This is a genomic window from Streptomyces tauricus (assembly GCF_014650955.1).
GTDB lineage: Bacteria > Actinomycetota > Actinomycetes > Streptomycetales > Streptomycetaceae > Streptomyces > Streptomyces tauricus.
The window spans coordinates 466,077-479,454 of the sequence record NZ_BMVY01000002.1 but is presented as its reverse complement, the minus strand read 5'-3'; the positions used below and the strand labels follow the sequence as shown (position 1 = coordinate 479,454).

At 70.4% G+C, this 13,378-nt stretch carries 10 protein-coding genes; 7 read left to right on the top strand and 3 right to left on the bottom strand.

Going from position 1 to position 13,378, the window contains the following annotated elements; all coding sequences use genetic code 11:
- Positions 1-3 precede the first annotated feature (3 nt).
- Complete coding sequence (locus IE278_RS06700; protein ID WP_189769704.1) at positions 4-675, bottom strand: MOSC domain-containing protein; 672 nt, start codon at positions 673-675, stop codon at positions 4-6.
- 79 nt (positions 676-754) lie between these two features.
- Between IE278_RS06700 and IE278_RS06695 the strand changes: the two genes are divergently transcribed.
- Positions 755-1,669 carry a LysR family transcriptional regulator gene (locus IE278_RS06695; RefSeq protein WP_189769702.1) on the top strand — a complete coding sequence of 305 codons (915 nt, stop codon included), beginning with the start codon at positions 755-757 and terminating at the stop codon, positions 1,667-1,669.
- A 116-nt stretch (positions 1,670-1,785) separates the two neighbouring features.
- Here the strand turns inward: IE278_RS06695 and IE278_RS06690 are convergent, their stop codons facing one another.
- On the bottom strand, positions 1,786-2,109 hold the full coding sequence (locus tag IE278_RS06690) for a WhiB family transcriptional regulator (RefSeq protein WP_107015686.1): 324 nt from the start codon (positions 2,107-2,109) through the stop codon (positions 1,786-1,788).
- Between the two features lie 380 nt (positions 2,110-2,489).
- On the opposite strand from IE278_RS06690, the gene IE278_RS06685 reads away from it, so the two are divergent.
- The 4 genes from IE278_RS06685 to IE278_RS06670 all read left to right on the top strand — a co-directional run bounded on the left by IE278_RS06685 (position 2,490) and on the right by IE278_RS06670 (position 7,005).
- Positions 2,490-3,101 (top strand): response regulator transcription factor, encoded by a 612-nt coding sequence (locus IE278_RS06685; protein WP_003948568.1) that lies wholly within the window; start codon positions 2,490-2,492, stop codon positions 3,099-3,101.
- Positions 3,102-3,372: 271 nt separating this feature from the next.
- The gene (locus tag IE278_RS06680; protein ID WP_189769700.1) at positions 3,373-3,960 is read left to right on the top strand and encodes a sigma-70 family RNA polymerase sigma factor; all 588 of its coding nucleotides are present in this window, start codon (positions 3,373-3,375) and stop codon (positions 3,958-3,960) included.
- Positions 3,961-4,271: 311 nt separating this feature from the next.
- Positions 4,272-5,777 carry an IMP dehydrogenase gene (gene guaB / locus IE278_RS06675; protein ID WP_189769698.1) on the top strand — a complete coding sequence of 502 codons (1,506 nt, stop codon included), beginning with the start codon at positions 4,272-4,274 and terminating at the stop codon, positions 5,775-5,777.
- Positions 5,778-5,880: 103 nt separating this feature from the next.
- Entirely contained in the window at positions 5,881-7,005 is a 1,125-nt protein-coding gene (locus tag IE278_RS06670) for a GuaB3 family IMP dehydrogenase-related protein (RefSeq protein ID WP_189769696.1), read from the top strand.
- A gap of 572 nt (positions 7,006-7,577) precedes the next feature.
- On the opposite strand, the gene IE278_RS06665 is transcribed toward IE278_RS06670, so the two are convergent.
- Positions 7,578-8,783 (bottom strand): nucleotide sugar dehydrogenase, encoded by a 1,206-nt coding sequence (locus IE278_RS06665; RefSeq protein WP_189769694.1) that lies wholly within the window; start codon positions 8,781-8,783, stop codon positions 7,578-7,580.
- A gap of 287 nt (positions 8,784-9,070) precedes the next feature.
- Between IE278_RS06665 and IE278_RS06660 the strand changes: the two genes are divergently transcribed.
- Together IE278_RS06660 and IE278_RS06655 are read left to right on the top strand one after the other, a co-directional pair.
- Complete coding sequence (locus IE278_RS06660; RefSeq protein WP_189769685.1) at positions 9,071-10,777, top strand: glycerol-3-phosphate dehydrogenase/oxidase; 1,707 nt, start codon at positions 9,071-9,073, stop codon at positions 10,775-10,777.
- A 388-nt stretch (positions 10,778-11,165) separates the two neighbouring features.
- Entirely contained in the window at positions 11,166-13,310 is a 2,145-nt protein-coding gene (locus IE278_RS06655) for a serine/threonine-protein kinase (protein ID WP_189769683.1), read from the top strand.
- The last annotated feature ends 68 nt before the right edge of the window (positions 13,311-13,378 follow it).

Sequence of the window (13,378 nt, the reverse complement as noted above, 5' to 3'; positions counted from 1 at the left end):
AGGTTAGTGACCGCCGTACTTCTCGACGTACCTCAGCGCCGTCTCCCGTGCCTCCGGGTGCAGGGCGTCCCCCGCCGCCAGCACCTGCGGCAGCAACGTCCGTTCGAGCGTGACCGCGCGGAACTGGAGGGCGGCGGTGACCTCGTGGTCCGGCCGGTGCACGATCTCGATCGGATCGCCCGCCCGTATCTCCCCGGGCTCGATCACCCGCAGATACGCGCCCGACGCCCCCTTTCGCGTGAAGCGCCTGACCCAGCCCTTCTCGCCCAGGTGGCCCTGGAAGGTGAGGCAGGGGATCCGCCCGGACGTCACTTCGAGCACGACCTCGGAGCCGACGCGCCAGCGCTCCCCGATCTTCGCGCCGGACACGTCGACGCCCTCCGTCGTGAGGTTCTCCCCGAACATCCCGCTGGACAACGGGCGCCCCAGCTCGCGTTCCCAGTCGTCGAGGTCCTCGCGCGCGAACGCGTACACGGCCTGGTCGTTGCCGCCGTGGTGCCGCAGCTCGCACACGGCGTCCCCGGCCATACCGCTCCCGCCGACGCCCTTCGGCCCGGGCGCGGCGACCCGTACCGGCCCGTCCACCGGCCGCTTGTCGATGCCCGTCACGCCCTCGGCCTGGTCCGTGTAGTCGACGGCCTTGGGCCGCCCCAGATTCAGAGACAGAAGCTTCATGACGGCACGCTAAGCGATCCGAGCCAAAGCGTCGACGCGATATTCGTCGCCGTGTCCAAGATTCGCTTATGCTCGAAGGGTGATCGAGGCCCGTCATCTGCGTGTCCTGCGTGCCGTCTCCGCCACCGGCTCCTTCTCGGCGGCGGGGCGCGAACTGGGCTGCACCCAGCCCGCCGTCAGCCAGCAGATGAAGGCCCTCGAAGCCTCCGTCGGTACACCGCTCCTCATCCGCACCGGCCGCGAGATGCGGCTGACCCAGGCCGGCGAGGCCCTCGTGCGGCACGCGGCGGGCATCATCGCCGGTCTGACCGCCGCCGAGGAGGAGGTCGCCGCGATCGCCGGGCTGCGCGCGGGCCGGGTGCGCCTGGTCTCGTTCCCCAGCGGAAGTTCCACGCTCGTACCGACCGCGCTCGCCGCCCTGCGCGCCGCCCACCCCGGCACCCGGGTCTCGCTGGAGGAGGCCGAACCGCCGCGCTCGGTCGAGATGCTGCGCGAGGGCGACTGCGACGTGACCCTCGCCTTCCGGTACGAGGGCGCGGCCACGGCGGCGGGCTCGGCGGGCGCGGAGGAGTGGGACGACCTGGTGATCCGGCCGCTGCTCACGGACCGGTTGGTCGGTCTGGTTCCGGAGGGGCACCGGCTGGCCCGGGCGGGCACGGTCGCCATCGGCGACCTCGCCGACGAGCCGTGGATCGCCGGCTGCCCGCGTTGCCGGGCCCAGCTGGTCGAGGTCTGTGCGAGCGCGGGCTTCACCCCGCGCATCGACTTCGCGACGGACGACTATCCAGCGGTGGTCGGCCTGGTCGGAGCGGGGCTCGGGGTCGCGGTCCTGCCGGAGCTGGCCATCGAGTCCGTACGTCCCAAAGGTGCACGCACAGTGACGGTGGAGCCGGCCCTGCGACGGGAGATCGTCGCGCTCACCCTGCCGGATCTGGCCCAGGTGCCCGCCGTGGCGGCCACGCTGGACCAGCTGGCCAGGGCCGCCACCCGTTGAACCCGGTACTACCGGGTCCGGTTCCGCGGGGGTCCGGCCCTAGGGGGCGGGGGGTATGCCGTGGGGGACGGAAAGAAGGGGCACGCGTGCGCGTGTCGGTCCGGAGAAACGTTCCTTCAGTGGTGTGACGGGTCGCCCCCGCTCGACGCGGAGACCAGGCGGTTGCGCGCCCGTCCCATCAGTTCCTCGCGCTCGTCCTCGGTCAGGCCGCCCCACACGCCGTACGGCTCGCGCACCGCCAGCGCGTGCGCGGCGCACTCCGCTCGCACCGGGCACCTCATGCAGACCTCTTTGGCCGAGTTCTCACGAGCGCTCCGTGCCGCACCACGCTCGCCCTCGGGGTGAAAGAAGAGCGAGCTGTCGACCCCGCGGCACGCCGCGAGGAGCTGCCAGTCCCACAGATCCGCGTTCGGTCCGGGAAGGCGGGAGAAATCTGCCATTGCTTTGTCCCCTTGTAGCCGTTTTGGTCGGTTACGTGCCCATCACCGTACATCTACGATCTAAGGAGATGAAAATATGACTCATTGCGAATCTAGCCCCAGACACCAGCAAATGGAACGAAAAGCGGCTGAATGGGGCATAGGTTGTGATGAAACCTTGAGGGTCTGCCGCACGTGTCTGCACCGTGTCCGCGCCCTCACGTAGAGTGCCGAACGTGGCTCACCGCCCCGTAACTCTTTCGAGTGACCGTCGTTGAGTGTGCGAGGCGGTTGAAGGAACAAACGCTCGGGCAAGCGTCCGAGTCGGTCGACCGCACAGGTGACGATTTCGTACCAGCCTGGAGGCCCAAGGTGACGCGCATCAGCTGCGGAGGACGGCCATGACATCCGTCCTCGTCTGCGACGACTCCCCGCTTGCCCGAGAGGCGCTCCGCCGTGCGGTGGCGACCGTGCCCGGCGTAGAGCGCGTGACCACGGCGGCCAACGGCGAGGAAGTCCTCCGCCGCTGGGGTGCCGACCGTTCGGACCTGATTCTGATGGACGTACGCATGCCCGGTCTGGGCGGCGTGGAGACGGTCAGGCGGCTGCTGTCCGCCGACCCCGGTGCGCGCATCATCATGCTCACCGTGGCCGAGGACCTGGACGGTGTCGCGCTCGCGGTCGCCGCCGGTGCCCGCGGCTATCTCCACAAGGACGCCTCCCGCGCGGAGCTGCGGGCGACCGTCACCCAGGCCCTCGCCGACCCGACCTGGCGGCTCGCCCCGCGCAGACTGCGGTCGGCCGAGATGGGCGCGGCGCCCACGCTCACCGCGCGTGAGATCCAGGTTCTGGAGGGCATGAGCCACGGCCGCTCCAACGCGGAGATCGGCCGTGAGCTGTTCCTCTCCGAGGACACGGTCAAGACGCACGCCCGCCGGCTCTTCAAGAAGCTCGGCGCCTCGGACCGCGCGCACGCGGTGGCGCTCGGATTCCGATGGGGCCTGGTCCGTTAGGTGGACCGCCGCGGGGGTACGGGTGTCCCCGCCTGCCGTGAGGCGGGCGGGGCCGGGCCCGACAGGGGATCGAAGAGTGCCGTTCGGACACTCGATCCCCGTTTCCCGGCGCATGCCGCATCCTTGAGGTGTGGAGTTCCTCGGGAACAGGTCGGTCGAGCGGGAGGGGAGGGCGCAGGAGATGAGTTCCGGCGCACCTGCTCATAACGCTTCGGTGCACAACTACGGACGCGGTGCCACGGAACGAACGACGCCAAGGCACCATGGACCGATGCGTGACGACGAGGCGACTAATGCCCAAGGGGTCATTGGTGGGCTCGTTCACCGCGCGGTCGACGGCGACGAGCAGGCCACGCACGACCTGCTCGCCCATGTCCACCCGCTCGCCATCCGCTACTGCCGCACACGTCTGTCCCGGCTTCCGGGCGACGCGCGGCACTTCGTGGAGGACCTGGCGCAGGAGGTCTGCGTGGCGGTGCTGCTCGCACTGCCGCGCTACAAGGACACCGGGCGCCCCTTCGAAGCCTTCGTCTTCGCCATCGCCGCCCACAAGGTGGCCGACCTGCAGCGGGCCGCGATGCGTCATCCCGGTTCGACGGCCGTGCCGTCGGACGAGATGCCCGAGCGGCCGGACGACTCGCTCGGCCCCGAGGAGCGCGCCCTCCTCAGCAGCGACGCCGAGTGGGCGAAGAAGCTCATGGCCAACCTCCCCGAGAACCAGCGCGAACTCCTCCTGCTGAGGATCGCGGTGGGCCTCACGGCCGAGGAGACCGGGCAGATGTTGGGAATGTCACCCGGCGCGGTCCGGGTGGCCCAGCACCGGGCGCTCAGCCGCTTGCGGGCACTGGCCGAGCAGTAGACCGACCCCCTCCGATCCCGCCGTTCGGCCGGGTCATCCGCGACCCCTGCATCGGTACGGCCACCGCATCGGTACGGCAAATTTTTCGTTGTCGCCCGGGCGGGGCGTGCGGCGGCGGTCCGGGGAGGCGCGGGGTGGCGTCGGCCGACGGCGCCCGCCATGAGCGGGGCGCGGCGCCGGATGAACAGGGCAGCCGTCCGGCCCGTACGAATCTACGAAGCCCAAGGGCACCCGTAACCGTGGAATGAGAGAGCCATGCTTCCCGTTAGCATGGACATCCGCACCGATCAAGGCCATTTGGGGAAGGTGTCATGACTGCAAACGTCGACGGAGTGCCCGAGAAATTCGCGACGCTCGGGCTGACCTACGACGACGTGCTGCTGCTGCCGGGCGCATCGGAAGTGCTGCCCAACGCGGTCGACACCTCGTCCCGCATCTCCCGCAACGTACGCGTGAACATTCCGCTGCTCTCCGCGGCGATGGACAAGGTCACCGAGTCCCGGATGGCGATCGCCATGGCCCGTCAGGGCGGCGTCGGCGTGCTGCACCGGAACCTCTCCATCGAGGACCAGGTCAACCAGGTCGACCTCGTGAAGCGCTCCGAGTCCGGCATGGTCACCGACCCGATCACGGTGCACCCGGACGCGACGCTGGGCGAGGCCGACGCGCTGTGCGCCAAGTTCCGCATCAGCGGTGTCCCCGTCACCGACGGCAACGGCAAGCTGCTCGGCATCGTCACCAACCGCGACATGGCCTTCGAGACCGACCGCTCCCGTCAGGTGCGCGAGGTCATGACCCCGATGCCGCTCGTCACCGGCAAGGTCGGCATCTCCGGGACCGACGCCATGGAGCTGCTGCGCCGCCACAAGATCGAGAAGCTTCCGCTGGTCGACGACGCGGGCATCCTCAAGGGCCTCATCACGGTCAAGGACTTCGTCAAGGCCGAGAAGTACCCGAACGCGGCGAAGGACGCCGAGGGCCGTCTCCTCGTGGGCGCCGCCGTGGGCGCCAGCCCCGAAGCCCTTGAGCGGGCCCAGGCGCTCGCCGAGGCCGGGGTCGACTTCCTGATCGTCGACACCTCGCACGGGCACAACAGCAACGCCCTCAACTGGATGGCCAAGATCAAGTCGAGCGTCGGCGTCGACGTGATCGGCGGCAACGTGGCCACCCGCGACGGCGCCCAGGCGCTGATCGACGCCGGTGTCGACGGCGTCAAGGTGGGCGTGGGACCCGGCTCCATCTGTACGACCCGTGTGGTCGCCGGCATCGGCGTCCCGCAGGTCACCGCCATCTACGAGGCCGCCCTCGCGGCCCGCGCCGCCGGTGTCCCGGTGATCGGGGACGGCGGTCTGCAGTACTCCGGAGACATCGGCAAGGCGCTGGCCGCCGGCGCCGACACGGTGATGCTCGGCAGCCTCCTCGCCGGCTGCGAGGAGTCGCCCGGCGAGCTGCTCTTCATCAACGGCAAGCAGTTCAAGTCGTACCGCGGCATGGGTTCGCTCGGCGCCATGCAGTCCCGCGGCCAGGGCAAGTCGTACTCGAAGGACCGCTACTTCCAGGCCGAGGTGGCCTCCGACGACAAGCTCGTACCGGAAGGCATCGAGGGCCAGGTGCCCTACCGCGGTCCGCTCGGCAACGTGCTGCACCAGCTCGTCGGCGGTCTGCGCCAGACCATGGGCTATGTCGGCGCCGCCTCCATCGACGAGATGGAGACCAAGGGCCGCTTCGTCCGGATCACGTCGGCGGGTCTCAAGGAGAGCCACCCGCACGACATCCAGATGACGGTCGAGGCACCGAACTACAGCCGCGGCCAGTAGCGGCGACACGGTCGGGGGCGGTCTCGGGGACTCCGGGACCGCCCCCGCCGCGTGTGTCGGGGATACTGGAACGCGCAGAACCGAAGAGGGAAAGGCCACACACGTGACTGAGATCGAGATCGGGCGCGGCAAGCGCGGCCGCCGGGCGTACGCCTTCGACGACATCGCCGTCGTCCCGAGCCGTCGTACGCGCGACCCGAAGGAGGTCTCGATCGCCTGGCAGATCGACGCCTACCGCTTCGAGCTGCCGTTCCTGGCGGCTCCCATGGACTCGGTGGTCTCCCCGGCGACCGCCATCCGCATCGGGGAGCTGGGCGGCCTGGGCGTCCTCAACCTCGAAGGCCTGTGGACGCGGCACGAGGACCCGCAGTCGCTCCTCGACGAGATCGTGGAGCTGGACGTGGAGACCGCGACCCGCCGCCTCCAGGAGATCTACGCGGCTCCCATCAAGGAGGAGCTGATCGGGATGCGCATCAAGGAGGTGCGCGACTCGGGCGTGGTCACCGCCGCCGCGCTCTCCCCGCAGCGCACCGCCCAGTTCTCCAAGGCCGTCGTGGACGCCGGGGTCGACATCTTCGTCATCCGCGGTACGACGGTCTCCGCGGAGCACGTCTCCGGCGCCTCCGAGCCGCTGAACCTGAAGCAGTTCATCTACGAGCTGGACGTCCCGGTCATCGTCGGCGGCTGCGCCACGTACACGGCGGCCCTGCACCTGATGCGGACCGGCGCCGCCGGTGTGCTGGTGGGCTTCGGCGGCGGCGCCGCGCACACCACGCGCAACGTGCTCGGCATCCAGGTCCCGATGGCCACCGCCGTCGCCGACGTGGCCGCCGCCCGCCGCGACTACATGGACGAGTCCGGCGGCCGGTACGTGCACGTGATCGCGGACGGCGGTGTCGGCTGGTCCGGCGACCTGCCCAAGGCCATCGCCTGCGGCGCCGACTCCGTGATGATGGGCTCCCCGCTCGCCCGCGCGACGGACGCGCCCGGCCGGGGCCACCACTGGGGCATGGAGGCCGTCAACGAGGAGCTGCCGCGCGGCAAGAAGGTCGACCTCGGCACCGTCGGCACGATCGAGGAGGTCCTGCTGGGCCCCTCGCACACCCCTGACGGCTCGATGAACTTCTTCGGCGCCCTGCGCCGCGCGATGGCCACGACCGGCTACAGCGAACTGAAGGAGTTCCAGCGGGTCGAGGTCACGGTGGCGGACGCCCAGCACAAGCGCTGACGTGACGCCGCGCTCGGCCTGAGCGGAAACAAACGAAGGGGCCCGGTCACTCACAGGGGTGAGTGACCGGGCCCCTTCGTGTGCCCGAACGCCCCTGGTGGGGCGCGTTTCACGTTCAGGGGGCGCACGGTTGCCTTTGCGCCGAATGGGCGGGAAACAGCCGTGTCGAGGCGATAACGTCCGTGTCCGGCGCTCCAGTTGTATGGGCGCCCCCTTACGAGGACATCGTTCCGGACCCCGGCCCTCGGGGCCCGGCCCGAGTTCCGACGAGCCGCCTACCGGGTCTCTGGGTGGCGTCGTGGAAGGGGGCCGCCCATGGGCCGCCACCGCAAGCCCACCCGCTGGGACCGGATCCGTCTGTGGACGGTGAAGTGCCGGAGGAGGTGGATTCTGCGGATTTTCGGATGGTGAGCGGCCGCCCCCACAACAACTGGGGGCGGACACTCCGTTAACCATCCTGGAGCCTGCCGCAGTACCCCCTGCGGTGGGCTCCACCTGCTTCCGTACGGTACCGGCGGTGGGTGTCCTTCGCCACCAGCGGCCGGGGCTTCGGGTGTGTCCCGCGCCCCCTTTCACAACCTGTGCGCCGCCCCGGTCGGGGTCGCTCCGCGGGTGTCCAGGAGGAGTTGGGCCTTTACTGAGAGGCCCTGTAGGTCGTAGGTGCGGTGTTGTTGGAGGAGGATTGTCAGGTCCGCGTCCGCTGCCGCCTCGTACAGGGAGTCCACTCGGGGGACCGGGCGGTCGAGGATGGACCAGGACGGGACGTGCGGGTCGTGGTAGCTGACGGCGGCGCCCAGTTCCATCAGGCGGGTCGCGATCTCCTGGGCGGGTGAGCCCTGCTGGTCGGCGTGGTCGGACTTGTAGGTGACGCCGAGGAGCAGCACGCGTGCGCCGCGGGCCGACTTGCCGTGTTCGTTGAGGAGCGCGGCCGCGCGCTGGATGACGTACCGGGGCATGTGGTCGTTGACCTGCTGGGCCAGTTCGACCATGCGCAGGGAGCGGGTCCGCGGGCCCGCGAGGTCGCGGGGGACGGCGTGGCCGCCCACTCCGGGGCCGGGGCGGAAGGCCTGGAAGCCGAACGGTTTGGTCTCGGCGCAGCGGATGACGTCCCACAGGTCGACACCCAGGTCGTGGCAGAGGACGGCCATCTCGTTGACCAAGGCGATGTTGACGTGCCGGTAGTTGGTCTCCAGGAGCTGCACGGTCTCCGCCTCGCGGGGGCCACGCGCGCGTACGACCTTGTCGGTGAGCCGGCCGTAGAACGCGGCGGCCGACTCGGTGCAGGCCGGGGTGAGGCCGCCGATGACCTTCGGGGTGTTGGCGGGACCGTGGTCGCGGTTGCCCGGATCCACCCGACTGGGCGAATAGGCGAGGTGGAAGTCGCGGCCCGCGCGGAGCCCGGAGCCCTCTTCGAGGAGCGGACGGAGGAATTCCTCTGTCGTGCCCGGGTACACGGGGGACTCCAGGATCACCGTGGTGTGCGGACGCAGGTGCGCGGCCAGGGTGCGGGCGGCGGAGGCCACCTGCCCCAGGTCGAGCGTCCCGTCCGCGCCGCGCGGGGTCGGAGCGCAGATGACGGCGGTGCGTACGCGGCCGAGCTCGGCCGGGTCGGTGGCCCGCCGGAATCCCGTGGACAGCATCCGGCGCAGGTCGGCCGCGGCCAGTGGCGCCGGGTCACCGCACTCGTAGCCGAGGGTGGGGATGCCGGTGGTGGCGGCGGCCTGGGCCAGGGGCAGGCCGAGCTGGCCGAGGCCGATGACGGCGAGGTCTGCGGGCATGGCGGTGGGCCGTCCTTCCCTGTAGCCGGAGTGGCAGTAGCCGGAGTGGGGCGAGGGCGCAAGCCCTGTGGACAGAACAGGCGAGCGCAATGTCAGACTAGGAGTAAATATGACCGATATGCGGGATTGCTCGGTTGTGTTTCTCCGGAAGTCGCCGAGAGATATCCACAGGCGGACCGCCGGTGGTGGCCGATGTCAGGCATCACAGTCAGAATTTGGGCATGGGGGATGTGAGCGGGGCCTCGCCGTACGGGTGAGCCCGGCGCGACAGACAGCTGGAGGCAACTGTGCGGACAGCGACACTGGGACCGGCGGAGCGTGCCGGGTCACTCGCGGCGATGGCCGAGCACGAACTGGATGTGCTCGTCGTGGGAGCGGGCGTGGTGGGCGCGGGCACCGCGTTGGACGCCGTCACCCGCGGCCTGTCCACCGGCCTGGTCGAGGCGCGTGACTGGGCGTCGGGCACATCGAGCCGGTCGAGCAAGCTGATCCACGGCGGCCTGCGCTATCTGGAGATGCTCGACTTCGCGCTCGTACGGGAGGCGCTGAAGGAGCGCGGGCTGCTGCTGGAGCGGCTCGCACCGCACCTCGTGAAGCCCGTCGCGTTCCTGTATCCCTTGCAGCACAAGGGCTGGGAGCGGCTGTACGCCGGATCGGGCGTCGCGCTCTACGACGCGATGTCGATGGCGCGCGGCCACGGCCGCGGACTGCCGACGCACCGCCACCTCTCACGGCGCCACGCCCTGCGCGTCGCCCCCGCACTGAAGAAGGACGCCCTGGTCGGGGCGTTGCAGTACTACGACGCGCAGATGGACGACGCCCGCTATGTGGCGACCCTGGTGCGCACCGCGGCGGCGTACGGGGCGAAGGTCGCCAACCGGGCCCGCGTGACCGGTTTCCTGCGCGAGGGCGAGCGTGTCGTCGGCGCCAAGGTGCAGGACGTCGAGGGCGGCGGGGAGTACGAAATCCGCGCCAAGCAGGTCGTGAACGCCACCGGCGTGTGGACGGACGACACCCAGGCCATGGTCGGGGAGCGGGGCCAGTTCCACGTCCGGGCCTCCAAGGGCATCCATCTGGTCGTACCGAAGGACCGGATCACCTCGACGAGCGGGCTGATCCTGCGCACCGAGAAGTCCGTGCTGTTCGTGATCCCCTGGGGCCGGCACTGGATCATCGGGACGACGGACACCGAGTGGGACCTGGACAAGGCGCACCCGGCGGCGTCCAGCGCCGACATCGACTACCTGCTGGAGCATGTGAACTCGGTCCTCGCGGTGCCGCTGACACGTGACGACGTACAGGGGGTGTACGCGGGACTGCGGCCGCTGCTCGCCGGTGAGTCGGAGGCCACGAGCAAGCTGTCGCGCGAGCACACCGTGGCGCATCCGGCGCCCGGGCTCGTGGTCGTGGCGGGCGGCAAGTACACGACCTACCGCGTGATGGCGAAGGACGCGGTGGACGAGGCGGTGCACGGCCTCGACCAGCGGGTCGCCGAGTGTGTCACCGAGGACATCCCGCTGGTCGGCGCCGAGGGCTACCGGGCCCTGTGGAACGCGCGAGCGCGGATCGCCGCGCGGACCGGCCTGCACGTGGTGCGTGTGGAGCACCTGCTGAACCGGTACGGGTCGCTCGCCGAGGAAGTACTCGACCTCATCGCCGCGGACCAGACGCTGGGCGACCCGCTGCCGGCGGCCGACGACTACCTGCGCGCCGAGATCGTGTACGCCGCCTCGCACGAGGGGGCCAGGCATCTGGACGACGTGCTGACGAGGCGCACCCGCATCTCGATCGAGACCTTCGACCGGGGCACACGCAGCGCGCGGGAGGCCGCCGAACTGATGGCGCCGGTGCTCGGCTGGGACAAGGACCAGATCGAGCGCGAGATCGAGCACTACCAGAAGCGGGTCGAGGCGGAGCGGGAGTCGCAGCGCCAGCCGGACGATCTGACGGCCGACGCGGCGCGGTTGGGGGCACCGGACATCGTGCCGCTGTAGGTGGAGCCTGGCGCGGCGCTGGGCCGGAAGGGGGGGGAGGGGGCGTGCCTCGGCTTGACGTGCGCGGCCGAACTCGCGGGCGGGCATAGCGGGTTCGGTGGTGGGGGTGGGGGCGCGTGCGTGCGGGTGTGGTCCGCGGGGGCTTTCGCTTGGGCGAAGTGGGTACCCGCCCTTCGGAGCGGTAGGCAGTGGCACCTCGACGGTGGCCTCGAAATCCTCCCTTGTCGCAGCTCATGACGGGGGAGGAGCGGGGCCGAGGGGCAGGTGGGGAACGGATGCGGGGCAGTTCGGGGAAGCGTTGCTTCCAGGAGGGGCACCCGGGGCATCGGACGGTCGCCGGGTGGGGGACAATGGAGGCTCTGTCAGGGCGGGTTGCATGAGGGGACGCATGTCGGAGGCGGAGCGGGCGGGAGCATCCCGTCAGGACGATAGTGAGCGTCTCCTCGCCGGGCGGTACCGGTTGGGAGGAGTTCTCGGCCGGGGCGGTATGGGCACCGTATGGCGCGCCGAGGACGAGACGCTGGGCCGCACGGTCGCCGTGAAGGAACTGCGGCTGCCGCCGCGTATCGACGAGGACGAGAAGCGTCGCCTGATCACCCGGACCTTCCGCGAGGCCAAGGCCATCGCACGGATCCGGAACAACAGTGCGGTGACCGTCTACGACGTGGTCGACGAGGACGACCGGCCGTGGATCGTGATGGAACTCGTCGAGGGCAAGTCCCTCGCCGAGGTGATCCGTGAGGACGGGCTGCTGACGTCCAGGCGCGCGGCCGAGGTGGGTCTCGCCATTCTCGACGTGCTGCGCGCGGCGCACCGCGAGGGCATCCTGCACCGCGACGTGAAGCCGTCGAACGTGCTCATCGGCAAGGACGGCCGGGTCGTGCTCACGGACTTCGGCATCGCCCAGGTCGAGGGCGACCCGTCCATCACCTCGACCGGCATGCTGGTCGGCGCGCCCTCGTACATCTCGCCCGAGCGGGCGCGAGGGCACAAGCCGGGCCCCGCGGCCGACCTGTGGTCGCTGGGCGGCCTGTTGTACGCGGCGGTGGAAGGCGTACCGCCGTACGACAAGGGATCCGCCATCGCGACGCTCACCGCGGTGATGACGGAGCCGGTGGAGCAGCCGAAGAACGCGGGCCCGCTGGAGAACGTCATCTACGGCCTCCTCGTCAAGGACCCCGAGCAGCGCCTCGACGACGCCGGGGCGCGGAAGATGCTCACCGAGATCATCAACACTCCCGAGCCCAAGGACGAGCCGGAGCCGGTGGACGCGACGAAGGTCGTGCCGTTGCCGGACTTCCCCGCGGAGAGCCCCTCGAAGAAGGGGACTTCGGGCGGGGGCAAGAAGAGTGAGGAGCCGGGCGACCGGCTGCGCGGGGCGCTGCGCTCCGTGCGAAAGGGCAAGGCGGCCGGAGCGGCAGGGGCCGCCGCGGCGGCCGGTGCCGGAGTGGCCGCCGGCCGGTCCGCCGAGGCGTCGGGCGAGAAGGCCGCCGCGTCGGGGTCGCAGGCTCCCGCAAAGTCCGCGACGCCTGCCGCGTCGACGGCGGCGACGCCGTCCGCCGCCTCGCCCTCCGGTTCGGGCGCCGCTTCCGGTGCGCGGCCGGGATCCGCGGCCGCTGCCGCCGGTAGCGCCGCGGGCGCCGGTGCGCCCGCCGCCGCGAAGAACCGGGACGCTGCCGCCACCGCACTGAACTCCAGTGCGGGGGGCGGACATCCGGGCGATTCCCGGGGCGGGTACTCGCGGGGCACCACCTCCAGGGCGCCGCTCACCGATGTGGTGTCCCGGCGGACGCTGGTGATCATCGCCGTCGTCGTTGCGCTGGCCGTGCTCGGCACGATCCTCGCCGTCACGCTGGGTGGCGACGACGGCTCGGGCGCCAAGGAGAACAAGGGCGGCGACGACAAGTCGACGTCCAGTGGCGCGAACGCGGGAAGCGACACCAAACAGGACGAGAACAGCGGCACCGATTCGGACGACGACGGCAAGACGGACTCCTCCGGCGGGGGCGCCACGAAGGAGAGTTCGCCGAGCGCGAGCGCTTCCGGCGAGTCGAGCGGATCGGGCGGGTCCGGAGACGGCTCCAACAGCGGTTCGGGCAGCGGCGTCGAGTCCACGCACAAGGACGGGCAGGGGTTCTCGATCGGCCTGCCCAAGGGCTGGAAATACCAGTCCACGAGTGCGGCCGGCGCCCGGTTCGCCGGTCCCGACGGACAGAAGCTGCTGGTCGGCTGGACCACGACGCCCAAGGACGACCCGGTGGCCGACTGGAAGAACCAAGAGCAGTTCATGCAGCGGTCGCAGTATCAGCGGATCCGAATAGAGAAGGTGGACTACCGCGGCTGGAACACGGCCGACTGGGAATTCACCTACGTGGACGGCGGCACGGAATACCGGTCCATAGACCGCGGCTTCGTCGTCAATGACAGTCAGGGATATGCGCTCATGTACACCGCGAAGGGCTCGAAATGGGACACCGAGCTTCGTAAAGACACGTGGCGCACGCTGACGAAGTCGTTCGAACCGAAGTCCTGAGGGTCACGGGTCAATTGAGATCTCGTATCTCCTCATGATGGGTTGCCTCCGGCACGTATCGTGAGTGG